The organism is Mycolicibacterium boenickei (genome assembly GCF_010731295.1).
GTDB lineage: Bacteria > Actinomycetota > Actinomycetes > Mycobacteriales > Mycobacteriaceae > Mycobacterium > Mycobacterium boenickei.
Genome location: NZ_AP022579.1, coordinates 5,729,941 through 5,752,016 on the forward strand (window position 1 = coordinate 5,729,941; position 22,076 = coordinate 5,752,016).

Here is a 22,076-nt window from a genome sequence, read left to right on the forward strand (position 1 = left end):
TGGTCGACATTCCGTCCGGCCGCACGATCTCCAGGGTTCGCGAACTACTCGCCGGCGCCAGTGACCAACGCCCACAAGCCTTCCGCCCCGGCACCGGTGGCGTAGTCGGTGAGGACCTCATCCCAGTGCGCAACCGAGCCGTACTCCGAACGCCAGGACAACGCAGGCATGGTGAACTCGTGCAGCCGGTGCTCGAGCGTGGTGCCGATCGCACCGTGGACCTGATGAGCGTTGCGCACCACCACCGAGGTTGCGTGCCCCACGCACGAACGTGCCACGGCGACAAGGAAATCCAGGTGCGGCGACGACCAGTCCGATCGCAACGCCTCGGCCAGCGCCCCATCGGTGGCCGCCCGGGCCAGCGCCGACTCGGCGGCGATGTCCGCCACCAGATTCTGCACGGCCTGGAACTTGGCCAGCGGTCGGCCGAACTGGGTGCGTTCGCGGGTGTGCGCCACCGACGACTCCAGAATCCGGTCCAGCGCCGCGCACACCTGAACGGCACGAACCAGAGCGGCACGGTGCGCGAACTGGGCGATCACGTGGTCGGACACCGGGGTCCCGGACAGCGCTGCGAGGTCTGCCCGGACATCGTCGCGCGGCTCCCCCGCGTTGTTGCGCCCCGCGCTCACCGACAGCGACGCGGTGTCCACATCGGCCACGCGGTGGCCGGTGCCGTCGCGCCAGAGCAGCACCACCCGCTCGGAGTCAGCGGCCCACGGCACACCCCGGGCGACACCGGCGTCGTCGAGCAGACAGGCGGTGCGGCGCTTGCCGTCCACCTCCAGCCCCGCCGTCTCCAACAGCCAGCAGGCCAGCAGATCATGTTCGGCCAACGGGATTTTCACCCCGTGCCAGGCCGCGGCGCGCAGCAGCTCGACCGCCTCGGGCCAGCCGGCGCCACTGCCGCCGGACGCCTCGGAGCCGGTGAGCCGCACCAGGCCGAGTTCGTCGAGCCGATCCCACAATTCGGCGGTGGCGTCACCGGGCGCGTGCCGCTCGCGGTGCGCGGCGAAGACCGCCGACATCATCTCGACCAGTTCGGTGTCGACACTCATCTCATCCCCAGTCCCCGCGCAATGACACCTCGCAACACCTCGTTGGTCCCGCCGCGAAGGGTGAAGCCCGGGCGCTGGACCACCGCATCGGCCAGCATCGCGCGGTAACCCTCGGCATCGGTCTCGCCGAGGACATCGGCGAAATCGGCGATGTCGCCTTCAGTGGAGGTGCCCAGCACCTTGACCACGGCCGCCGCGGTGTCGGCCGGTTCATGCCGCTCCAGCGCGCCGGCAACCGCCATCGACATCTGGTGCAGACCGGTGATGCGGCCCAGGTAACGCCCGAGGTCGGTATGACGGGGCAGCGATCCGTCCCGCACATGGGTGGCCATGTCGGCCAGCAGCGGGAACGTCGACAGGAAGCGCTCGGGTCCGCTGCGCTCGAAGCTCAGCTCCGAGGTCACCTGCTGCCAGCCGTTGCCGATGGTGCCGAACACCATGGCGTCGGGCACGAACACCTCATCCAGGATCACCTCGTTGAAATGATGCTTGCCGTTCATCGAGATGATGGGCCGGATATCGACGCCCGGTGCGCGCAGATCGACGATGAACTGGCTCAGACCGTCGTGCCGGTGCGCGGGATCGACAGGCGCACTGCGGGCCAGGCAGATGAACGCATGGGCCAGATGCGCCCCCGACGTCCACACCTTGGCGCCGGTGATCGCCCACCCACCGTCCACCTGTACGGCCTTGGTGCGCACGCTGGCCAGATCCGATCCGGAATCCGGCTCGCTCATCCCGATGCCGAAGTAACACTCGCCTTTGGCGATGGCGGGCAAGAACTTTCGCCGCTGCTCCTCGGTGCCGTACTTGAGCAACGACGGAACGATCTGACGGTCGGCGATCCAGTGCGCCCCCACCGGCGCCCCGGCCGCCAGCAGTTCCTCGGTGACCACGAACCGCTCCTGGTGGCTGCGCCCGTGCCCGCCGTATTCGACCGGCACCGTCATCCCCAGCCAACCGCGCGCCGCCAACGCCCGCGTGAAGTTCTCGTCCCAACCGGTCAGCCAGCTGTCGGCGTAGCGGCCGATGGTTCCGGCCTGCTGCTGCTCGGCGATGAACTGCCGCACTTGCAGCCGTAACTCGTCGAGCGCATGCGGGTCGCCGGCCACCGGCGGCACCAATCGGGTCATGTTCAGCTCCGTCCACTGCGGATTAGCAACTTACCGGTGACGGTGGGAGACCTGCGTCACCGCGGGCATGGGACGGCGGTTCGGCTACGTTATGTGCACTATGACTGCTACACCCACTGCTCTGACCATGTACACCACGACGTGGTGCGGCTACTGCTCGCGGCTCAAGATGGCGCTCAAGTCAGAGGGCATCGCGTGGACCGAGGTCGACATCGAGCAGGATCCGGCAGCCGCCGAGTTCGTCGGCTCCGTCAACGGCGGTAACCACGTGGTACCGACCGTGAAGTTCGCCGACGGGTCGACGCTCACCAATCCCACGATCAAGCAGGTCAAGGCCAAGCTCAGCTGACGCTTGGCCCGCAGGCCGTCAGTCCAGGGCGGCCCAGGACTCGATGATCTCGCGGGCAATCGAGATCGACCCGGGCAGCAGCAGCCTCGAACGGGAATCGCTGTCGGCGGCACTCCAGTCACCCCGATCCAGCGCCTCACGGATCTCGGCCCGGGTGAACCAGTCGGCCTCGGCGATCTCGCCGTCATTGAACGAGAACGGCTGTTCCGGATCGCCGATGGCGTGGAAGCCCACCATCAGCGACCGCGGGAACGGCCACGGCTGGCTGCCCAGATATTGCACGTCGGTGACCGTCAGGCCGACTTCCTCGGCGATCTCGCGCACCACGCAGGTCTCGAACGATTCGCCCGCCTCGACGAACCCGGCCAGGATCGAGAACAACCGCTCGGGCCACGCCGTCTGCCGGGCCAGCACCGCCCGATCGTGGCCGTCATGCACCAGACAGATCACCGCCGGATCGATCCGCGGGAACTCCTCGTGGCCGCTGACCGGGTCGACCCGCGACCAGCCGCCTTTCGCCGAACGCGTCGCCGCACCGTCCACTGCGCTGAACCGGGCCCGGTCATGCCAGTTCAGCAACGCCGTCGCGGTCGCCACCAGCTGTGCGCTGACGTCATCGAACACCTCGCCGGCCCGGCGCAGATCGAGTACCTCTGCGGGCGTGTCGGGGTCGTCGGGCGCCTCCAGGGCACTGCGGATTCCCCAGACATGCCGACCGTCCCCCAGTCGGCCCAGGAACACCGCGTGCTCCGGCGGCCTGTCGCCGCCCAGGCTCGAGGCCTTGCCGAGCACCACCTGGCCACCCGAGATCAGTACCTGGTTGCGCCGGTCGACCCGCAGCAGCAGCGCGTCCGGCCAGCCCTCGGTCGCGGCATCGATATCGGTGCGCAGCGCATCGGCCCGATCGGCACCGACCCGCGAGAGCAGGGGGACGTTGCGCAGGCCGAAGGTGAGGCGTTCGGTCATCGCTCGGCGTCCGCGCTGCGGATGTAGAGCAGCCGGTCGCCGGACTCCAGTGCATCCACCTCGGGTGCGTCGACCCGCACCAGGCGGCCCTCACGCACCACGCCGAGCACGATGTCATGCAGATGCCGCGGCGAGCCGCCCTCCTCCTTGGGACTCACCTCCCGTTCGGCGATCGCGAAGCCCGCATCGGGCGTCAGCAGATCCTCCATCATCTCCACCACGCTGGGGGTCTGCGTCGCGATACCGAGCAACCGGCCGGCGGTCTCGGAGGACACCACCGTGGAGTCCGCACCGGACTGTTTGAGCAGATGCAGGTTGTCCGACTCCCGCACCGCGGCGATGATCTTGGCCTTGGGGGCCAGCTCACGCGCGGTCAACGTGACCAGCACCGCGCTGGCGTCGTTGTCGGCCGCGACGATGATCGACTTCGCGTGCTGGGCACCGGCCAGCCGCAGCACACCGGAATTGGTGGCGTCACCGTGCACCGTCACGAGGCCGGCGCCCTTGGCGCGTTCCAGCGCGGCCGCGTTCTCGTCGACGACGACGATGTCAGCCGGGGAGACCTCGTCGCCGACCATCGCGGCGACCGCCGTCCGCCCCTTGGTGCCGTATCCGACGACGACGGTGTGGTTACGCACTTTGTTCCTCCATCGCTGAATCTTCAGCGCCTGCCGGGATTGTGTGGTCAGGGTTTCCACCGTGGTACCGATGAGAACGATCAGGAAGGCCACCCGCAGCGGCGTGATGACGATGACGTTCACCAGACGAGCCGAATCCGTGTACGGCGTGATGTCGCCGTAGCCGGTCGTCGACAACGACACCGTGGCGTAGTACAGGCAGTCCAAGAACGACAGCGGATTGTTCGCATCCGGGGCGCTGTCGTTGTCCCGATAGCCGTAACGATCCGCGTACACGATGAGCACCGCGGCGAACAGCGCACCCAACGCGTACATCACCCGCATGAAGATCTTGCGGGCCGGGCTGACGAACGGCTCGGGGATGCGCAACACATCGACGAGCGCGGCGTCCGGGCGCGAGGTCAGGTTCGAGTCGATCGCGGCGAGCCGGCGCCGCAGCCTGCCTTTAGCCACGCGACCCCATCAACGAGCAAAGCGCCCCGGGACGCGCCGGGATCAATCTGATCAGACGCACGCCACAATGTAACCATGACCGCACCCGAGCCTCAGCGGATCTCCGCCGCACCCGCCGCCCAACGCATGGCAGCCCTGCTCCTTGGCATGGGCACCCTGCACTTCGTCGCCCCCAAGCCCTTCGACTCGATCATCCCGGCCGAGCTGCCCGGCAGCGCCCGGTTCTACACCTACGCCTCCGGGGTGGGCGAGCTGGCCACCGGCGCGCTGCTGGCGGTGCCCCGCACCCGACGGCTCGGCGCGCTGGCCGCCGTGGCGCTGTTCATCGCCGTGTTTCCCGGGAACGTGAACATGGTCCGGCTGTGGTGGGACAAGCCATGGCCCATGCGGATCGTGGCCATCGCCCGACTGCCGCTGCAGATCCCGATGATCACCTCGGCACTGCGCGTGTACCGCAACTCCTAGTCGCGCACGTCCTGCCCACCCGCTGACCAGAACACCTGGGCAACAGCCTGATTCGTTACCCAGCCGCGCCCCGAGCCGCGCAGGACGAAGTTTGGCAAGGCTATCGTTGCTGGTGGCGCACGGTTTTCACCGATATCGTCGGACCGTGACGATCCCCAACCATCCGTCCGAGCCGCACGTCGGTTCCCTGTCGTCGAGGCTGAACTGGCTGCGCGCCGGGGTTTTGGGCGCGAACGACGGCATCGTGTCCACGGCCGGCATCGTCGTGGGCGTGGCGGCCGCGACGGTGGAGAAGGCGCCGATTCTGACCGCCGGAATCGCCGGCCTGGCAGCGGGCGCGGTCTCGATGGCGTTGGGCGAGTACGTCTCGGTGAGCACGCAGCGGGACACCGAACGCGCACTGTTGCGCAAGGAGCGCCGCGAGTTGCGAGACGACCCGGCCGCCGAGTTGGACGAGCTGACCGCGCTCTACGAGGCGAAGGGCCTCACGACGGCGACCGCCCGCACGGTGGCCGAGGAACTCACCGACCACGACGCCTTCGCCGCGCACGCCGAGGTCGAATTGGGCATCGATCCCAAGGATCTGACGAATCCGTGGCAGGCCGCGGCATCCTCGGCGCTGTCGTTCACCATCGGCGCGTTGCTGCCGTTGCTCGCGATCCTGATCCCGCCGACGACCTGGCGGATCCCGGTAACCGTGGTCGCCGTGCTGCTGGCGCTCATGCTGACCGGCGCCGTGTCGGCCGGGTTGGGCGGCGCGCCGAAGGGACGCGCGGTGCTGCGCAACGTGATCGGTGGCGGTCTGGCCCTGGTGATCACCTATCTGATCGGACTGCTGGTGGGCACCACCATCACCTGACCTCTTCGCGTCATCCCGACCAGCCAAGGAGCCCCGTGACGATCATCAACGGCCTGCCGGCCCATGTCCTGCTCGTCCACGCGCTGGTCGTACTCGTGCCGCTGACGGCGGTGCTGGAGATGCTCTGCGCGCTGTGGCCCGCCGCCCGCCGCGGGCACCTGCTGTGGCTCACCCTCGTCCTGGCCGTCCTGACAACGGTTTTGACCCCGTTGACGACTTACGCCGGGGAATGGCTCTACGACCTGCGACCTGCCCAGGATGCGGTGCTGCAAGAGCACGCCGAACGCGGGGACTCCATGATCTATTTCTCACTGGCGCTGCTCGTCGTGGCCCTGGCCTTGGTGGGGCTGCATTTCGCCGAACGGCGCGACACCAGCCGAAGGCTGCTCTACCACGGCATTGTCGGGGTGGTCGCCGTGCTGGTGGGCGTGACCTCGATCGTGCAGATCTACCGCATAGGCGATCTCGGAGCACGGTCGGTCTGGGGATCCGAGATCGCCAACCTGACCTCGGCCGGCGACCGCTAGAACTCCTCCCCGAGATCCGGGGCGGTCACGGGGTCGGTGAGCAGGGCGACGAGTTCATCCTCGCCGGGCAGCGATTCGGGGCTCACGGTCTGCCCCGAACGCACGTAATGGAACGCGGCCCGCACCGACTCCGGCGGGCACCCACGCAGTGACGCCCAGGCCAGGCGGTACACCGCGAGCTGAACCGCGGCCTGCGCCATGGCTTCCGGGGTGGACGGGGGCTCGCCGGTCTTCCAGTCCACCACCGTGGTGGTGCCGTCCTCCTGTGCGAACACCGCATCGATCCGGCCCCGCACGACGGTCGTCCGGGTCCGCCCGATCGCCATGTCGAACGGAACTTCCACCTCGATCGGGGTGCGCGCGGCCCACGACGACATGACGAAGGCGTCCTGCAACTCGGCCAGTTCGGCCGCACTGGCACGACCACTGTCGCCGTCCACCGCGCCGGGCAGATCATCGAGGTCGAACAACCGCTCGGAGTGGAAGTACCGCTGCACCCACTCGTGGAATGCGGTGCCCAACAAGGCATGCGGATCCGGCCGCTGCGGCAGCTTGCGATGCAGCCGCTGCAACGCGGCCTGCCGATCACGGCTGAGCTCCACCAGTGTGCTGACCGACAACTGACCGGGCAGCTCCATCGGGGTGGCCTGTGGTGCGCGATCACGTTCGGCCAGTAATGCGTCGACGTCGGCAGCCCAGCCCTCGGCGTCGGCAGCAGCGCCTTGCCCGCTGCCCTCCTGGTCGTCGTCGCCCGCCTGCGCGTGGGCCTGAGCCTGGGCCACCAGTGCCGCGCCTCGGCCGACATCAGAAACTCGGGCCGGAGCCGCCGGCCAGACGGCTTCGACAGCCTTGTCCCGCAACGGGTTCACTTCACCGGGCGGCGGGTCCTGAGCCCACTGCTCGATCTCCCCGCATGGCCGGCCCTGCGCGGCGGCGTCCTCGATGATGGCCTTGATCTCGCAGAGGAACTCCGACGGGCCACGCGGCTTGCTCTCGGTAGCACCCCAGTGATGCCCGGAGATGAGCAACGTGTCCTCCGACCGGGTGATCGCGACGTACAGCAGCCGCCGCTCCTCGTCGACACGACGCTGCTCGAGGCTGCGTTTGTGATCGGAGATCTTGTCCGACAAGATCTTCCGGTCGTTGATGTCGGAGGTATCCAACACCGGGACACCGAGCTCGGACTCGGTTGCGCGGTCGCCGCGCAGCAGCGGAGGCAGATCCGACGGATCCGTCAGCCAGGTGCGCGCCGAAGCCGTCGACGGGAACACCCGGCCGCTCAGATGCGGAACCGCCACCACCTGCCATTCCAGCCCCTTGGCGGCGTGCACCGTGAGGATCTGCACCCGGTCGTGCGACACCGTCAACTCGGCAGGCGCCAGGCCGTTCTCCACGTCGGCCGCCACGTCCAGATAAGCCAGGAGCGCGAGCACCGAACCGCCCGGCCGCCCGGCGAAGTCGGCCACGAGATCGCAGAACGTGTCGAGGTTCTCGGTCCCCGTCCAGCCAGCGGCCACCGGCCGGGCGGCACGCGCCTCGGCATCCAATCCGGCGACGCGCCGCACCTCGGCCACCAGCTCGGGCAGCGGGTGACTCAGGTGCGCACGCAACACGGTCAGCTCGCGCCCGAGGGCCTCGATCCGCTGATATCCGGCCGGCGAATAGTGCTCGGCGGCACCGGGATCGCAGATCGCATCCGCCAGGCAGGCCGCGTCGGCGTCGGGGGCGGCCTGTGCCACGATCTCGGCCGGGCTGGGCTCCCCCGCCGCTCGATCGTCGAGTTCCCTGGCGCGCCTCCACAACGCGGCGATGTCGCGGGCACCGAACCGCCACCGCGGCCCGGTCAGCACTCGCATCACCGCCGACCCGGCGGCGGGATCGGCGACCAGGCGCAGCATCGCGACCAGATCGGCCACCTCGGGCACGGCCAGCAGCCCGGCCACTCCGACCACCTCGACGGGCACCCCGCGGGCACTCAGCGCCTCGGCCATCGGCGCGGCGTCGGCGTTACGCCGGACCAGTACCGCAGCGGTGGGCGTGTCCGCGCCCTGAGCCACCGCGCCGTGGTAGATCCGGGCCAGATGGTCTGCCACCCAGTCACGTTCGGTCTCGACGTCATTGAGCAGTGCGCACCGGATGGTGCCGGGCTCGGCATCGGGCCGGGGCCGCAGCTCATGCACCGTCACCGAGCGTCGGCGTGCCTCCTCTGATACCGCGTTGGCCAGATGCAGGGCGCTGGGCGGGTTGCGCCAGCTGGTCCGCAGCTCCAGGGTCGGCGCGGGCGTACCGTCGGCGAGCGGGAAGTCGGTGGTGAACCGGGGCAGATTCGTCGCCGACGCGCCCCGCCAGCCGTAGATCGACTGGATCGGGTCCCCCACCGCCGTCAGCGCCAGGCCATCGTCGACGCCGCCGCCGAACAACGAGGACAGCGCCACCCGCTGCGCGTGCCCGGTGTCCTGGTACTCGTCGAGCAGCACCACCCGGAAACGTTGCCGCAGTTGCTCACCGACCTGAGGGAACTGCGACGCGAGCCGCGCCGCCGCGGACATCTGCATACCGAAATCCATCACTTTGTCGGTACGCATCCGCTGGTGCAGCGCATCGATCAACGGCACCAGCTCGGTGCGTTCGGTCTGAGTGGCCAGCATTTTCAGCAGCCACTGGCTGGGCCCGCGATCCCGCTGGTACGGCCCGGCGGGCAGGGTGTGCACCAGCCGCTCGAGCTCCACGTGGGTGTCGCGCAGCTGGTCGGTGTCCACCAGGTGCTCGGCGAGCGCGCCGGACAGGCGCAGCACCATGTCGGTGACGGCGGCCGGCGTCTTCTCGATGGCCAGTTCCCCCGGATGGGCGCACACCACCTCGAATGCCAGCTGCCACAGCTCGGTTTCGCTGAGCAACCGGGTGTCCGGCTCGACCGGCAACAGCAGCCCGTGCTCGCGCAGCAGCGTGCCGGCGAACGCGTGGTAGGTGCTGACCGTCGCCGACTCCACCGCATCGTCGCTCGCTCCCGGTACCGGCGCCAGACCGGCACCGGCGAGCCGGGCCAGCCGGGTGCGTACCCGGCGCAGCAGCTGGCCTGCCGCCTTACGGGTGAAGGTCAGCCCCAGCACCTGCGATGGCGTGGCGTAGCCGTTGGCCACCAACCAGACCACCCGGGCTGCCATGGTCTCGGTCTTGCCTGCACCGGCGCCTGCGATCACCACGACGGGCCCCGGTGGCGCGGCGATCACCGCGGCCTGCTCCTCGGTCGGCGGGAACAGGCCCAGTGCGGAGGACAATTCGGCCGGGCTGTACCGCACGCCGGGCGGTGCGGTGTGCGTCATGACCGGTCCCCGAGGGCCTGGGCCGGGCACGACGAACGCACCGGGCAGTTCGCGCAACCGTCGTTGACCCGGGCGGTGAACTGCGGCCCGGCCGTGGCCGCCGCCGCGGTACCGACGGTGCCCAACCAGTCAGCTCGGGTGTCGGGTGTCATCGGATCCTGTTCACGTTCGGTGGCTCCGGCCGCCCCCGCCTTGCCCAGGTATACCAACCGGCCCCCGCCCGGTTCATCCCCGTGCGGCAACAACCCCGCGGCCACCGCGAGCTGATAGGTGGCCAGCTGGGCGTGCTTCTGCGCATCGTCCTTGGTGACCGGGCTCTTGCCGGTCTTGAGGTCCACCACGACGAGCCGGTCGGCCCGGTCCCGCTCGAGGCGGTCCAACCGGCCGCGCACCCGAACGCCCGGCCCCTCGGGCCCCGGTTCGACGATGGTGCCCTCGACGTCGATCTCGGTGGCGACCTCGGTCAGCTGGCCCCGGGAGTCGGCACGCCACCGGGTGAAGGTCTCCAGCATCGCCCGATGCCGTGTCAACTCATTGTCCGAATACCACTTCGCCTCGAAAGGCAGGTCTTCCCAGACCTTTTCCAGGTCGTTGACCAGCTGGCTCTCGGTCTTGCCGGAGTCGGACACCAAGGCATGCAGCAGCGACCCGACCGTCGAGCGCACATCACGCCCGTCGCTGCCGCCGTGCCGCTCAAGCAGCCAACGCAGGGGGCAGTCGGTGAGCATCTGCAGCGTCGACGGCGACAGGGTCACGACATGTTCGGGATCCGACCAGAGCGGCTCCTCGGTGGACAGCGGAGTCATGGTGTGCCACTGCGACGGATCTGCACCCGGCACCCCGGCAGCGGCCAGCCGGGCCAATTGGGTTGCCGCGCAAGACCGCGACTCCTCATCGACTGCGCCTTCCGGCGCGCACACGACGGCCCGCAGCCGGCCGACCACCGCCGAGGGCTGCAGCACCCGCGGAGCGGCCAATGGCGGCAGCGGTACCGATTCGGTTGCCACCTCGGCCAGTTCGGCGCAGAACGGCGAGGGCAGCAGCGATTCATCACCACCGTCGCTGTCGACCGCGGTCACCAGCAATCGCGTCCTCGCCCGGCCCATGGCCGCCATCAGCAGCCGACGCTCCTCGGCCAGCAGCGGTGCCCTGGTCGACACCGAACGGTCGTCCGGGGCGGCCACTCCGTCGAGCACATCCACCAGATTCTGCGTGCCCAGGATGCCGCCACGCGGAACAGTGTTGGGCCACAAGCCTTCCTGCACGCCGGCGATCACCACGAAGTCCCATTCCCGGCCGAGTGCCGCATGTGCGCTGAGCACCGCCACGGCGTCGGCCTGCGGGTCGGCATCCGCTGTCGACATCGACGCTCCCAGCGTCGTCACATGGTCAACCAGCCCGCGCAACGACGCTCCCGCCGTGCGGTTCACATACTGGTCGGCCACGTCGAACAGCGCCGTCACCGCATCCAGGTCCCGGTCGGCCTGTACTCCGATGGTGCCGCCCCGCTCGCTGGCGGCCAGCCAGCGCGGCTGCAAGCGGCAGGCATTCCAGACCTGCCACAAGGTGTAGCGCGGGTCGGCGCCGTCCCGCTCGCTGCGGCGGGCGGCGGCCAGGACCGACCGCAGGCGGCGCAGCGGCTTGACGTGTTCGGCCGCCAATCCGGCCGGCTCCGCCTCGATCGCGGCGACCAGCAGATCGGTGAAATCCCGTGGTGGCGTGGAGCCGTCGGCGCGGCGCAACGCCCGGCGCAACTGCCGCAGGGTCACCGGGTCGACGCGGCCGATCGGGCCGGTCAGCAGGCTGACCGCACTGTCGCCGTCCAGCCGCCCTGATGCCGTCGTCTCCAGCACCGTCAGCAGGGCCGCGACGGCGGGCTGCTGCGCGAGCCCCAGATCGGGCCCGGTCGCCTGCACGGGCACGCCGGCCCCGCTCAACGCCCGCGCCAGCGCCGCGCCCACCCGGGAAACCGACCGCACCACCACAGCCATCTCCGACCACGGCACCCCGTCCACCAGGTGGGCCCGGCGCAGGGCATCGGCGATGTACGCATTCTCGGCGTGCGGGGTGGCCGCCATCCGCAGGGTCACTGCACCCTGTCCGCGCTCGGGGTTGCCCTCCACCATCCGGCCGGGCCCGACGCCGGGCAGCCGGCGTCCGATTCCCGAGATCGCCGATGCCACCGCGGGCGCGCAGCGGTGCGACCGGGTGAGGGTGATGGCCGGAGCGTCGGCGTCGCCCTGCTCGCGCAACAACACCGGATCGGCGCCGCGGTAACCGAACACCGCCTGGTCGGGATCGCCCGCGATGACCGTCAGCCCTGCGCGGGCGGCCAGCACCCGGACCAACAGTGCGGCCTGCGGGTCGAGGTGCTGTGCGTCGTCGACCAGCAGCAGGCTGAGCCGCGCGCGCTCGGCGGCCAGCAGATCGGCATCGGTCCCGAGCGCCTCCAACGCCGCCCCGACGAGTTCGGCAGCGCCCAGCGCCGGCACCGTGGCCTGCGGTGCGGCCATCCCGACCGCCGACCGCAGGAGCATGATCTGCTCGTAGGCTTGCGCGAACCGGCCGGCCGCCAACCATTCCGGACGCCCCGCCGAGCGGCCGAGCCGTTGCAGCGCACGAGGATCCACGCCGCGCTCGGTGCAGCGGGCCAGCAGGTCACGCAGCTCGGTGGCGAAACCCGCGGTGCTCAGCGCGGGCCACAACTGCTCGGGCCAGCCCACGGGTGAATCGGCACCGTCCTCCAGGTCGCCTGCCAGCAATTCGCGGATGATGCCGTCCTGTTCGGCGGTGGTGATCAGCCGGGGCGGCGGATCACCATTGCGCTGGGCCGCCAGCCGCAGCAGCGCGAAGGCGTAGGAGTGCACAGTGCGCACCAGCGGTTCCCGCACCACGCCATGGGTGCCAGCGCCGAGCAGCCGCGCCGTGATGGCGGCCCTGGCCTCCGAACGCAGCCGGGCCGAACCGGTCAGCAGCAACACCGACTCGGGATCGGTGCCCGCCGCGATGTGCTCGACCGCGGTACTGATCAACAGCGAGCTCTTTCCGGTGCCCGAGCCGCCCAGCACCCGCACCACGCCGTTGCGGCCCGGTGCCAGCAGTTCGGTGCCGGTCAGCGTGGGCTGGACGTGTTGTGCGGTCATGGGATGCATGACACCAGAGGGGTACGACAAGTGGATCCCGACAAGTAGCGGAGCGGATTGGAGCGATAGGCCCGACAAGTAGCGGAGCGGATTGGAGCGATAGGCCCGACAAGTAGCGGAGCCTGAGCTCTGGCAGCATCTATGACATGTCAGCCGAGAAGTTGCATGTCCACCGCTACGGCCCCGGCCAGCCGCCCCGGCTGTTGCTCGTCCACGGCTTGACCGGGCACGGCCAACGCTGGAAGACGCTGGCCGAGCAGCACCTGCCCGAGGTGCCGGTGCTGGCCCCTGACCTGCTCGGGCACGGCCGCTCGTCGTGGGCCGCCCCGTGGACACTCGATGCCAACGTAGAGGCCCTGGCCGCACTGCTGGACGGCCCGACCCTGGTCGCCGGGCATTCGTTCGGCGGTGCGGTGGCGCTCAATCTCGCTGCCGCACATCCGGATCTGGTCAGCGGGCTGGTGTTGCTGGATCCGGCAGTGGAGCTCGACGGCGAGTGGATGCGGGAGATCGCCGATTCCATGATGGCCTCACCCGATTATCCCGACCGCGCCGAGGCGCGTGCCGAGAAGGCCAACGGTTCGTGGGGCGAGGTGGCACCGGCGGAGTTGGAACGGGACCTCGACGAGCACCTCGTCGAACTACCCGGCGGCCGGTTCGGCTGGCGGATCAGCGTTCCGGCCATGATGTCCTACTGGAGCGAGCTGGCCCGTCCGGTTGCCTTGCCGCGCAAGGGCACTCCCACCGTCCTGGTCCGCGCCACCCGCACCAGCCCGCCGTACGCGCGCGACGGTTTCATCACGGCGCTGGGCGATCACCTCGGCCCGGATTTCACCTTGCTGGACTGGGATTGCGACCACATGGTGGCCCAGGCCAAACCCGCCGAGACCGCGAAGTTGATCCTCGAGCAATTGGGCTGACATGGCCGCCGTCACCGAGGAACAGGTGGAAGCCGTGCGGGCGTTGGTCGCCGCGATCCCGCCGGGGCGGGTCTGCACATACGGCGACATCGCCGATGCCGCAGAGCTTTCCAGTCCACGGATCGTCGGCTGGATCATGCGGACCGACTCCTCGGACCTGCCCTGGCATCGGGTGATCACGGCGTCGGGCCGCCCGGCCCCGCACCTGGCCACCCGGCAGCTGGAGCGGCTGCGCGCCGAGGGGGTGCTGGCTTCAGACGGGCGGGTGCGCCTGTCCGAATACCGGCACCAGTTCTGACCGCTCGCCGACGCTGGCGAGTCAGAGGATCAGGCGCACCAGCGAGGCCGTGCGGGCCAGGCCGGGGAACGCCGCCGCGGTGGACCGAGGGTGCAGCGCGTGTACGGCCAACCGGAACATCAACGCCCGCAACAACATCTGCGGCCATTCGGGTAGCGACTGCCACCGCTCGATCAACCCGTCGTCGGCATCGCCCCAGGACAACGCGTCGACCACCACCACGCCCGCGGCCCATGGCGCCGGCCGCCAGTACGGGGTGATGTCGGTGATCCCCGGCGCCGCCGTACCGGCGAAAAGCACTGTGCCGTAGAGATCGCCGTGCACCAGTTGACTGGCACTCCTGGTCGGCCTGCGCAGACCGGCCAGCTGATTGATCAACTCCACGGACCGTTGGCCGTCCGACGAGCCGGGCGACACCCTGGCGCCCGGCGGCAACGAGTGCAGCGGCCGGTCCTCCCAGGCCGCCCGGTCGGCGGCGATGAACACATCGACATCCGCCCACGGCGCGACCGGGGGCTGGGTGAGGAAACGGGGCCGTTCCAACTTCGCGGTGGCCTCGTGCAATCGCACTGCCGCCGACACCACCTCGTCGTGGCGGGGTTCAGGCGTGCCTGCGACGAACGTGTCGGCCCGCCACCCGGCGACCACGTAGCGGCCGTCGGTCGAACGGACCGGGCGGGCAAGCCGCACCCCGTCGATGAACAGGGACTCCCGCACCTTGGCCGACCACGCCGCACGGGCATGCTCGGGCACCATCGACATCACGACTTCGCCGCAGCGCCAGCCTCCCTCCCAGCCCGAGCCGAGCGGTACCGGGCGCACCCCGGACAGGCCGAACGCCGCCAGCACATGTTCCGGCGGCCGTTCCACACTCACAGCCTCAGCCTAAGCGGTTGACCGGCAAACCAGCCGTCAGTACATCACCATGTCGGGCTCGAGTTGCTTGGCCCAGGCCACAATTCCGCCCTGCAGATGCATTGCGTCGGAGAAACCGGCCTTCTTGACGATGGCGAGCACCTCGGCCGAACGAATCCCGGTCTTGCAGTACAGCACCGGTGTCCGGTCCACCGCGAGCTTGGCCAGCGCATCACCTGACTCGAAAGTCGGCTTCGGGATGAGCTCGGCACCCTCGATGTGATTGATGTCCCACTCGACGGGTTCGCGGACATCGATCAGCGCCAACGGTTTCCCGGAGTCGATGAGTTCCTTGAGCTCCAGCGGCGTGATCGTGGAATCGGCCGCGGCGGCCGCGGCTTCATCGGAAACGACCCCGCAGAACGCCTCGTAGTCGATCAGCTCGGTGATCTTCGGAGTGGCCGGATCCTTGCGGATCCGGATGGTCCGGTACGACATCTCGAGCGCGTCGTAGACCATCAGCCGGCCCAGCAGCGGTTCGCCGATGCCGGTGATCAGCTTGATCGCCTCGGTGCCCATGACCGACGCGATGGAGGCGCACAGAATGCCCAGCACGCCGCCCTCGGCGCAGGACGGCACCATGCCCGGTGGCGGCGGCTCGGGGTACAGGTCGCGGTAGTTCAGGCCCAGGCCGTCGGGGGCGTCTTCCCAGAACACCGAAACCTGGCCTTCGAAGCGGTAGATCGAGCCCCACACGTAGGGCTTGCCGGCCAGCACCGCGGCATCGTTGACCAGGTAGCGGGTGGCGAAGTTATCGGTGCCGTCCAGGATCAGGTCGTACTGGCTGAACAGCTCCACCGCATTGTCGGGTTCCAGCCGGAACTCGTGCAGGTTCACCGTGACCAGCGGGTTGATCTCCTGCACCGACTCCTTGGCGCTCTGCGCCTTGGACTTCCCGATGTCGGACTGGCCGTGGATGATCTGGCGCTGCAGGTTGGACTCGTCGACCACGTCGAACTCGACGATGCCGATGGTGCCCACGCCGGCCGCGGCCAGGTAGAGCAGGGTCGGCGACCCGAGCCCACCGGCGCCGATCACCAGCACCTTGGCGTTTTTCAGCCGCTTCTGCCCGATCACGCCGACGTCCGGAATGATCAGGTGACGGCTGTAGCGCGTCACCTCTTCGCGCGTCAGCTCGGCGGCCGGCTCAACCAACGGCGGTAACGACACGTCCAAATTCGCGGACACCGTATGTCTCCTCAGATCTTTTGGGTCGGTTCATCGTCCCAGCTCCTCGTACCCACAACGGTAATCCGCTGCTCATGCTTCCCGCGCCCCGGCTACCGCGACCGAATCCGGTCACCGCCGCGGATCAGGCGATCGGATAGGGCCAGGGATTGAATCGGCAGGTCAGGCCGTCGGCCTTGACGGTTCCCGGGTCGAACTTGGCGGCATCGTCGTTCGAGGTGGAGAACGTCTGCTGCATCATGATCGGCGCCAGTTTTCCGTTGGCCTCGCAGGCCTCGTGCCGCTGGTAGCCGATGGCGTGACCAACCTCATGGTTGATCAGGTACTGCCGGTAGGAGCCGATGTCGCCCTGGAACGGCACCGCGCCGCGGACCCACCGGGCCTCGTTGACGAACACCCGGGGCTGATTGCCGTCGTAGGACGGGTTGTAGCAGGACGATTCCAGCTCGATGTCGTACCCGCAGCCCTCGCGCACCGTCATCGGGGAGGTCAACGACACCCGGAAGTCGGGTTCGACCCCGCTGCTCGCGTCCACCCGGGTGAACGCGAACAACCCGTTGTGCGTCCAGCTCTTCGGGTTGGCCAGGGTCTCACTGACCATGTGGGCGAAACCTTCGTCGCCGCCGAACGCGGTGGTGTCCACGCCGTCCTCGACCTCGACGGAGTACGTGAAGGATTTCGTGGTGCCCTCACCGATCTTGGGGGTGGTGCCCGGCACGATCCGCCAGGTCCGTGCCCCGGCCTCGGTGAACTGACCGCCTGCGGGCAGGATGCCGGTCGGCAGGTTCGCGTCGAACTGGGTCAGGCCCTTCGGCGGCGCACCGATGATCGAGGTGCTGGCCACGTCGATGGTGGGCGGGCCCTGCACCGGACCCTCTTCCTCCTGGGCCGCATGCGGCGCGCTGGTGCCGGTGATGGTCTGGTAGACCACCACCACGGTCAGCACGATCAGCACCGGCAACGCATACGCGCGCCAGCCGTATGTGGATACGAATCGGCCGATCCACGTCTGTTTACGCCACTGCTGGTGGTCGTCCCTATTTGATCTGGCTCGTCCTGAATCAACGGCGATCGGATCTCGCTGAGCGCGTAGCGGCTCCCGCCACTCGTTGCGCAGCGCCGGGACACGGCCACCCCCGCGACGTCCCGGGTCGTAGGTCACGGGAACCAGAATGGCACAGACTCCTGTGAATCGGTTCTCAGCGCAGCTATGCCGTGACCACGCTGGTGTCATTTCGAAACCCACGCCCGTTTCGCAACGACCGCGCGACAGATCTGACCCGCCACGGTAGTAGTGTCGGTGCGATCAGCGGCTCGGATGAACATGTCCAAGTGCGCCAGAGCAATACAGATTGAGGACCTGATGAGCGATCTCGCCAACACCGCCGAGAGGAGAGGTGACAAGCCCGCGACCGCTGGTCGACGCGGCAACCGCCTGCCTCGTGATGAGCGGCGCGGACAGCTGTTGGCGGCCGCCAGCGAGGTATTCGTCGAACGTGGTTACCACGCGGCGGGCATGGACGAGATCGCCGAACGCGCCGGCGTGAGCAAGCCTGTTCTGTATCAACACTTTTCGTCGAAGCTCGAGCTGTACCTGGCGGTGTTGCAGCGCCACGTCGACAACCTGGTGTCCGGTGTGCGCCAAGCCCTGCGCACCACCACCGACAACCGTCAGCGGTTGCGCGCCGCCGTCGAGGCGTTCTTCGATTTCATCGAGCACGACAGCCAGGGTTACCGGCTGATCTTCGAGAATGACTATGTCAGCGAGCCGCAGGTGGCGGCACAGGTGAAAGTCGCCACCGAGGCCTGCACCGACGCGGTGTTCGATCTGATCAGCCGCGACTCCGGACTCGAGGCCCACCGGGCCAGGATGATCGCCGTCGGATTGGTGGCCATCAGCGTCGACTCCGCGCGGTACTGGCTGACCAACGACCGACCGATCGATCGGAATACGGCCGTGGACGGCACGGTGCAGTTCGCCTGGGGCGGACTGTCACACGTGCCACTCACCCGGTCGTAGATCTCAAGCGGTTTCGGCGCCCACGCCGAAACCGACCCGGCGCACGTCGGCGGCGCCGATCTCTACATAGGCGATCCGGCTGTTCTGCACCAGGAATCGCCGCCCCTTCTCATCGGTCAGCGCCAGCACACCCGAATCCTTGGCGAGTGCGTCGGTGACCTGCTGCTCCACCTCGGTGGGTGTCTGCGCGCTGTTGAAGGTCAGCTCGCGCGGGCTGTCCGTGACACCGATTTTGACCTCCACGCTGGACCCTTCTTTCTTTCTCGCGTCGTGTTTGTCGACTTCCCTGAGCAGGCTAGTAGACCACCGGACCGCATCGCCGCCAGCGGGTGCGGACTTGGCTACGCCGTGCGCGAAACGCAGAGACCTAACCGAGTCCGGACCGTGACCGACACGCCTTGAGCTCAACCTCATCTGTCACTTCTGCCTCGATAGCATCAGTTTCGATATTGGACGAGACGACTGGGGCAGCCGCATGACCAGGCACTATTCGCCGTACGACACCACCCCGACCGAGCGCTTCGGGGACCGCCCGTATGAGCCGGGCACGTACTCCGGCTACACCCCCGACTACAGGACCGACTACGCGACGGGCCAGAGCAGCTACGCCACCGACGCCGAGGCGGACTACGACGCCGATTACGACGATTACGACGACGAGGTCACGTTCTACGAAGACCCCATCGACCGGCGCTGGATCTGGGTGGCCGCCGTGGCCGGCGCGATCCTGCTGATCGCAGTCATCTGCACCGTGGTGATCCTCGGCGGCGGGGACAGCGGGTCCGTGTCGGCCACCCTGACCTCGCCGTCGGCACAGCCGACGCAGACCACGCAGCCCGCCCAGGACGCCACGTCGAAGCCGGTTCCGCCGCGCGCGGCGCCGACCGCTCCCCTGTCGCCGGAGACCGTCACCACGCTGACGCCGACGCCCAGCGCCACCGCCACGCCCGCACCCGCACCGCCCGCCGCGGTCGAACCGCCCGCCGGCGTCGCGACCCCGAACGCCGTCACCTACACGGTGACCGGCAACCGGCAGCTCATCGACCTGGTGACCATCGTCTACACCGACGCGCAGGGCGCCCTGCAGACCGACATCAACGTCGCGCTGCCGTGGACCAAGACCGTGGTGCTCAACCCGGGCGTCACGCTCAAGTCCGTGACCGCGACCAGCGTCGCCGGCCAGCTCAACTGCTCGATCACCGATGCAGCGGGCGCCGTGCTGGTCGCGCAGGCCAACAACACGATGATCACCACCTGCACGCAGTAGCGACCGAACCGTTCGAGGGCGACTGGGTCTGGCGGGGCGACCCGCCTTGGAGTCAGGCCAGGCCCAGTTCCTGCATCCGCGACTGGTGGGTGTTCTGCAGCCGACTGAAGAACTCGGCCAACTGGGTCAGGCCCTCACCGCTGGACATCACCAGGTCGACCAGTTCGTCGTGATCGGCCAGCACGAACTGCGCCTGGGTGACGGCCTCCCCGAGCAGACGACGCGCCCACAGCGCCAACCGGTGGCGCTGGCGATCGCTGGCCGTCACCGCGGCCCGTACCTCGGCGACCACGAACTGGGAATGCCCGGTTTCGGACAGCACCGCACGCACCACCGTCGCCACCGCCTCGGGCAGGGCGTCGGCGATCTCCAGGTAGAAGTCCGCGGCGAGCGCATCGCCGATGTAGGTCTTGACCAACGCCTCCAGCCACGTGCTCGGAGTGGTCATCCGGTGATAGTTCTCCAAGGCGGACGCATACTTCGTCATCGCCGGAACAACGTCAACTCCCCTGTGCTCCAACGCATCTCGCAAGAGCTCGTAGTGGCCCATCTCCGCGGCGGCCATGCTCGCCATGTTGATCCGGCCACGCAGGTTCGGCGCCATGCGCGCTTCTTCGGTCAACCGGTAGAACGCGGCGACCTCGCCGTAGGCCAGCACCGCGAACAATTCGTTGACGCCCGGATGATCCGCCGACACGCCTGAATCGACCGGTTTGGCGATCTGTTCCGCGGCAGGCTGAGGCGAATTCATGAGGCCAACTCTAGACGCCACCGGGAGACCATGATCGGCTGGCAAATCGGCCCAGATCCCGCGACCAGCTACAATGGCTTGTGGTAACGGCTTCGAGCCGACAATTTCGGCCGCCGAACCGCTACCAGGAAATGTGCGTGCACGCAGTTGGCCCGCCCTGTGGAGCTGGGCCCAACGGATCGGCAGCGCCGAGGATACGAACCTTGTCCGGGCGAACCCGACCGTTTCACCGTCAAACTCCGTGTGCGCTGGATGCCCATGAGGTTTGACAGTGAAAGGCCACCTCTACCCACCATGACCCATGTAAATAAAACGTTTGCCGAACTCGGCGTCCGCGACGAGATCGTCCGCGCACTCAGCGAGAACGGCATACAGCACCCCTTTGCCATCCAGGAACTGACCCTCCCGCTGGCGCTGGCCGGCGACGACCTGATCGGTCAGGCCCGCACCGGTATGGGCAAGACCTACGCGTTCGGTATCCCGCTGCTGCACCGCGTCTCCTCCGACGAGACCCGCCCGCTCAACGGCACTCCCCGGGCCCTGATCGTGGTGCCCACCCGCGAACTGTGTCTGCAGGTCTACGACGACCTCGCCGGCGCGGCCAAGTACCTGACCACCGGTGACCGCAAATTCTCCGTGACCTCCATCTACGGCGGCCGTCCGTACGAGCCCCAGATCGAGGCGCTGCGCAAGGGCGTCGACGTCGTCGTCGGCACCCCGGGCCGGCTGCTCGACCTGGCCCAGCAGGGACACCTGCAGCTCGGCGGACTGTCCGTGCTGGTGCTCGACGAGGCCGACGAGATGCTTGACCTGGGCTTCCTGCCCGACATCGAGCGCATCCTGCGGCTGACCCCCGACGACCGGCAGTCGATGCTGTTCTCGGCCACCATGCCGGACCCGATCATCACGCTGGCCCGCACGTTCATGAACCAGCCGACCCACATCCGGGCCGAGGCCCCGCATTCGGCGGCCACCCACGACACCACCGAGCAGTTCGTCTACCGGGCCCACGCCCTGGACAAGTCGGAGCTGGTCAGCCGGATCCTGCAGGCCGAAGGCCGCGGCGCCACGATGATCTTCACCCGCACCAAGCGCACCGCGCAGAAGGTGTCCGACGAACTCGCCGAGCGCGGGTTCAAGGTCGGCGCCGTGCACGGCGACCTGGGCCAGGGCGCCCGTGAGAAGGCCCTGAAGTCCTTCCGCACCGGGGCGATCGACGTGCTGGTCGCCACCGACGTCGCGGCCCGCGGCATCGACATCGACGACGTCACGCACGTCATCAACTACCAGTGCCCCGAGGACGAGCAGGCCTACGTGCACCGCATCGGACGCACCGGCCGCGCCGGCAAGACCGGTGTCGCGATCACCCTGGTCGACTGGGACGAACTGGCCCGCTGGGAAACGATCGACAAGGCGCTGGAGTTGGGTTGTCCCGATCCCGCCGAAACCTATTCCAGCTCACCGCATATCTACGAAGAGCTGGGTATCCCGACCGACGTCACCGGCCAGATCGGCGAGCCGCGCAAGCCTGCGGCCAAGCGCAGCCCCGACGAGAAGCGCATCTCCTCGGCGGACGAGGACCGGCCGGCCAAGACCAGGACCCGCACCCGGCGGCGTACCCGCGGTGGCCAGTCGGCCAACGGACATCCCGAGGGCACCGCGGCTGCCGCACAGGACAACGGCGATGCCGCACCGGTGACCGACTCGGACGACACCGCGGGCGACGCATCGACCGCCGGCCGTCGCCGCCGCCGGCGCCGTCCCCGCAAGACCGAGACCGCCGCAGCCGGCTGACCCGCGAAC

At 68.8% G+C, this 22,076-nt stretch carries 20 protein-coding genes; 9 read left to right on the top strand and 11 right to left on the bottom strand.

What is annotated here, in order from left to right:
- Positions 1-44 precede the first annotated feature (44 nt).
- Together G6N57_RS27415 and G6N57_RS27420 are read right to left on the bottom strand one after the other, a co-directional pair.
- Positions 45-1,058, bottom strand: coding sequence for an acyl-CoA dehydrogenase family protein (locus G6N57_RS27415; protein ID WP_077743603.1), 1,014 nt, complete (start codon positions 1,056-1,058; stop codon positions 45-47).
- On the bottom strand, positions 1,055-2,197 hold the full coding sequence (locus tag G6N57_RS27420) for an acyl-CoA dehydrogenase family protein (RefSeq protein WP_077743602.1): 1,143 nt from the start codon (positions 2,195-2,197) through the stop codon (positions 1,055-1,057). Before G6N57_RS27420 ends, G6N57_RS27415 begins: the two co-directional genes overlap by 4 nt.
- Before the next feature lie 94 nt (positions 2,198-2,291).
- Here G6N57_RS27420 and G6N57_RS27425 point away from each other — a divergent pair, with 94 nt between their 5' ends.
- Positions 2,292-2,540: a mycoredoxin gene (locus tag G6N57_RS27425; protein ID WP_036439997.1), complete on the top strand. Its 249-nt coding sequence runs from the start codon at positions 2,292-2,294 to the stop codon at positions 2,538-2,540.
- 18 nt (positions 2,541-2,558) lie between these two features.
- On the opposite strand, the gene nudC is transcribed toward G6N57_RS27425, so the two are convergent.
- Together nudC and G6N57_RS27435 are read right to left on the bottom strand one after the other, a co-directional pair.
- Positions 2,559-3,506: an NAD(+) diphosphatase gene (nudC, locus tag G6N57_RS27430; protein WP_077743600.1), complete on the bottom strand. Its 948-nt coding sequence runs from the start codon at positions 3,504-3,506 to the stop codon at positions 2,559-2,561.
- The gene (locus G6N57_RS27435) at positions 3,503-4,597 is read right to left on the bottom strand and encodes a potassium channel family protein (protein WP_077743599.1); all 1,095 of its coding nucleotides are present in this window, start codon (positions 4,595-4,597) and stop codon (positions 3,503-3,505) included. Before G6N57_RS27435 ends, nudC begins: the two co-directional genes overlap by 4 nt.
- A gap of 75 nt (positions 4,598-4,672) precedes the next feature.
- Between G6N57_RS27435 and G6N57_RS27440 the strand changes: the two genes are divergently transcribed.
- The 3 genes from G6N57_RS27440 (at position 4,673) to G6N57_RS27450 (ending at position 6,448) form a co-directional block, all read left to right on the top strand.
- Positions 4,673-5,062, top strand: a complete 390-nt coding sequence (locus G6N57_RS27440) for a DoxX family protein (protein ID WP_077743598.1) — start codon at positions 4,673-4,675, stop codon at positions 5,060-5,062.
- 145 nt (positions 5,063-5,207) lie between these two features.
- Positions 5,208-5,921 carry a VIT1/CCC1 transporter family protein gene (locus G6N57_RS27445; protein WP_077743597.1) on the top strand — a complete coding sequence of 238 codons (714 nt, stop codon included), beginning with the start codon at positions 5,208-5,210 and terminating at the stop codon, positions 5,919-5,921.
- A 35-nt stretch (positions 5,922-5,956) separates the two neighbouring features.
- A complete protein-coding gene (locus tag G6N57_RS27450; RefSeq protein ID WP_077743596.1) occupies positions 5,957-6,448 on the top strand; it encodes a DUF2231 domain-containing protein in 492 nt (163 codons plus the stop codon).
- Here G6N57_RS27450 and G6N57_RS27455 read toward each other — a convergent pair.
- Together G6N57_RS27455 and G6N57_RS27460 are read right to left on the bottom strand one after the other, a co-directional pair.
- Positions 6,445-9,771 carry an ATP-dependent helicase gene (locus G6N57_RS27455; RefSeq protein WP_097926405.1) on the bottom strand — a complete coding sequence of 1,109 codons (3,327 nt, stop codon included), beginning with the start codon at positions 9,769-9,771 and terminating at the stop codon, positions 6,445-6,447. The two genes, G6N57_RS27450 and G6N57_RS27455, sit on opposite strands and share 4 nt — an antisense overlap.
- Positions 9,768-12,914, bottom strand: a complete 3,147-nt coding sequence (locus G6N57_RS27460) for an ATP-dependent helicase (protein WP_097926406.1) — start codon at positions 12,912-12,914, stop codon at positions 9,768-9,770. The genes G6N57_RS27455 and G6N57_RS27460 overlap by 4 nt, the downstream gene beginning before the upstream one ends.
- Positions 12,915-13,060: 146 nt before the next feature.
- Here G6N57_RS27460 and G6N57_RS27465 point away from each other — a divergent pair, with 146 nt between their 5' ends.
- Positions 13,061-13,834 (top strand): alpha/beta fold hydrolase, encoded by a 774-nt coding sequence (locus G6N57_RS27465; protein ID WP_077743556.1) that lies wholly within the window; start codon positions 13,061-13,063, stop codon positions 13,832-13,834.
- 1 nt (position 13,835) lies between these two features.
- Entirely contained in the window at positions 13,836-14,132 is a 297-nt protein-coding gene (locus G6N57_RS27470; protein WP_077743555.1) for an MGMT family protein, read from the top strand.
- A gap of 21 nt (positions 14,133-14,153) precedes the next feature.
- Here the strand turns inward: G6N57_RS27470 and G6N57_RS27475 are convergent, their stop codons facing one another.
- The 3 genes from G6N57_RS27475 to G6N57_RS27485 all read right to left on the bottom strand — a co-directional run bounded on the left by G6N57_RS27475 (position 14,154) and on the right by G6N57_RS27485 (position 17,397).
- Positions 14,154-15,008 (bottom strand): TIGR02569 family protein, encoded by an 855-nt coding sequence (locus tag G6N57_RS27475; protein WP_036440024.1) that lies wholly within the window; start codon positions 15,006-15,008, stop codon positions 14,154-14,156.
- A gap of 36 nt (positions 15,009-15,044) precedes the next feature.
- Complete coding sequence (moeZ, locus tag G6N57_RS27480) at positions 15,045-16,223, bottom strand: adenylyltransferase/sulfurtransferase MoeZ (RefSeq protein WP_162564025.1); 1,179 nt, start codon at positions 16,221-16,223, stop codon at positions 15,045-15,047.
- A 136-nt stretch (positions 16,224-16,359) separates the two neighbouring features.
- Complete coding sequence (locus tag G6N57_RS27485) at positions 16,360-17,397, bottom strand: DUF3152 domain-containing protein (protein WP_077743554.1); 1,038 nt, start codon at positions 17,395-17,397, stop codon at positions 16,360-16,362.
- Positions 17,398-17,598: 201 nt separating this feature from the next.
- Here G6N57_RS27485 and G6N57_RS27490 point away from each other — a divergent pair, with 201 nt between their 5' ends.
- Complete coding sequence (locus G6N57_RS27490) at positions 17,599-18,255, top strand: HTH-type transcriptional activator FasR (RefSeq protein ID WP_036440029.1); 657 nt, start codon at positions 17,599-17,601, stop codon at positions 18,253-18,255.
- 3 nt (positions 18,256-18,258) lie between these two features.
- On the opposite strand, the gene G6N57_RS27495 is transcribed toward G6N57_RS27490, so the two are convergent.
- Complete coding sequence (locus G6N57_RS27495; RefSeq protein WP_077743553.1) at positions 18,259-18,498, bottom strand: DUF3107 domain-containing protein; 240 nt, start codon at positions 18,496-18,498, stop codon at positions 18,259-18,261.
- Between the two features lie 232 nt (positions 18,499-18,730).
- Here G6N57_RS27495 and G6N57_RS27500 point away from each other — a divergent pair, with 232 nt between their 5' ends.
- The gene (locus tag G6N57_RS27500) at positions 18,731-19,522 is read left to right on the top strand and encodes an MmpS family transport accessory protein (protein ID WP_077743552.1); all 792 of its coding nucleotides are present in this window, start codon (positions 18,731-18,733) and stop codon (positions 19,520-19,522) included.
- Between the two features lie 52 nt (positions 19,523-19,574).
- Here the strand turns inward: G6N57_RS27500 and G6N57_RS27505 are convergent, their stop codons facing one another.
- Positions 19,575-20,273, bottom strand: coding sequence for a ferritin-like fold-containing protein (locus G6N57_RS27505; RefSeq protein ID WP_077743551.1), 699 nt, complete (start codon positions 20,271-20,273; stop codon positions 19,575-19,577).
- Between the two features lie 294 nt (positions 20,274-20,567).
- On the opposite strand from G6N57_RS27505, the gene G6N57_RS27510 reads away from it, so the two are divergent.
- Positions 20,568-22,067: a DEAD/DEAH box helicase gene (locus G6N57_RS27510; RefSeq protein ID WP_097926409.1), complete on the top strand. Its 1,500-nt coding sequence runs from the start codon at positions 20,568-20,570 to the stop codon at positions 22,065-22,067.
- Positions 22,068-22,076: the final 9 nt, after the last annotated feature.

What these genes read in the sequence shown, in the direction of transcription:
- nudC (WP_077743600.1), bottom strand. Translation starts at nt 3,506, where the DNA reads ATGACCGAACGCCTCACCTTCGGCCTGCGCAACGTCCCCCTGCTCTCG.
- G6N57_RS27425 (WP_036439997.1), top strand. Translation starts at nt 2,292, where the DNA reads ATGACTGCTACACCCACTGCTCTGACCATGTACACCACGACGTGGTGC.
- G6N57_RS27460 (WP_097926406.1), bottom strand. Translation starts at nt 12,914, where the DNA reads ATGACCGCACAACACGTCCAGCCCACGCTGACCGGCACCGAACTGCTG.
- G6N57_RS27465 (WP_077743556.1), top strand. Translation starts at nt 13,061, where the DNA reads ATGTCAGCCGAGAAGTTGCATGTCCACCGCTACGGCCCCGGCCAGCCG.
- G6N57_RS27500 (WP_077743552.1), top strand. Translation starts at nt 18,731, where the DNA reads ATGACCAGGCACTATTCGCCGTACGACACCACCCCGACCGAGCGCTTC.
- G6N57_RS27470 (WP_077743555.1), top strand. Translation starts at nt 13,836, where the DNA reads ATGGCCGCCGTCACCGAGGAACAGGTGGAAGCCGTGCGGGCGTTGGTC.
- G6N57_RS27440 (WP_077743598.1), top strand. Translation starts at nt 4,673, where the DNA reads ATGACCGCACCCGAGCCTCAGCGGATCTCCGCCGCACCCGCCGCCCAA.
- G6N57_RS27490 (WP_036440029.1), top strand. Translation starts at nt 17,599, where the DNA reads ATGAGCGATCTCGCCAACACCGCCGAGAGGAGAGGTGACAAGCCCGCG.
- G6N57_RS27505 (WP_077743551.1), bottom strand. Translation starts at nt 20,273, where the DNA reads ATGAATTCGCCTCAGCCTGCCGCGGAACAGATCGCCAAACCGGTCGAT.
- G6N57_RS27510 (WP_097926409.1), top strand. Translation starts at nt 20,568, where the DNA reads ATGACCCATGTAAATAAAACGTTTGCCGAACTCGGCGTCCGCGACGAG.
- G6N57_RS27455 (WP_097926405.1), bottom strand. Translation starts at nt 9,771, where the DNA reads ATGACGCACACCGCACCGCCCGGCGTGCGGTACAGCCCGGCCGAATTG.
- G6N57_RS27415 (WP_077743603.1), bottom strand. Translation starts at nt 1,058, where the DNA reads ATGAGTGTCGACACCGAACTGGTCGAGATGATGTCGGCGGTCTTCGCC.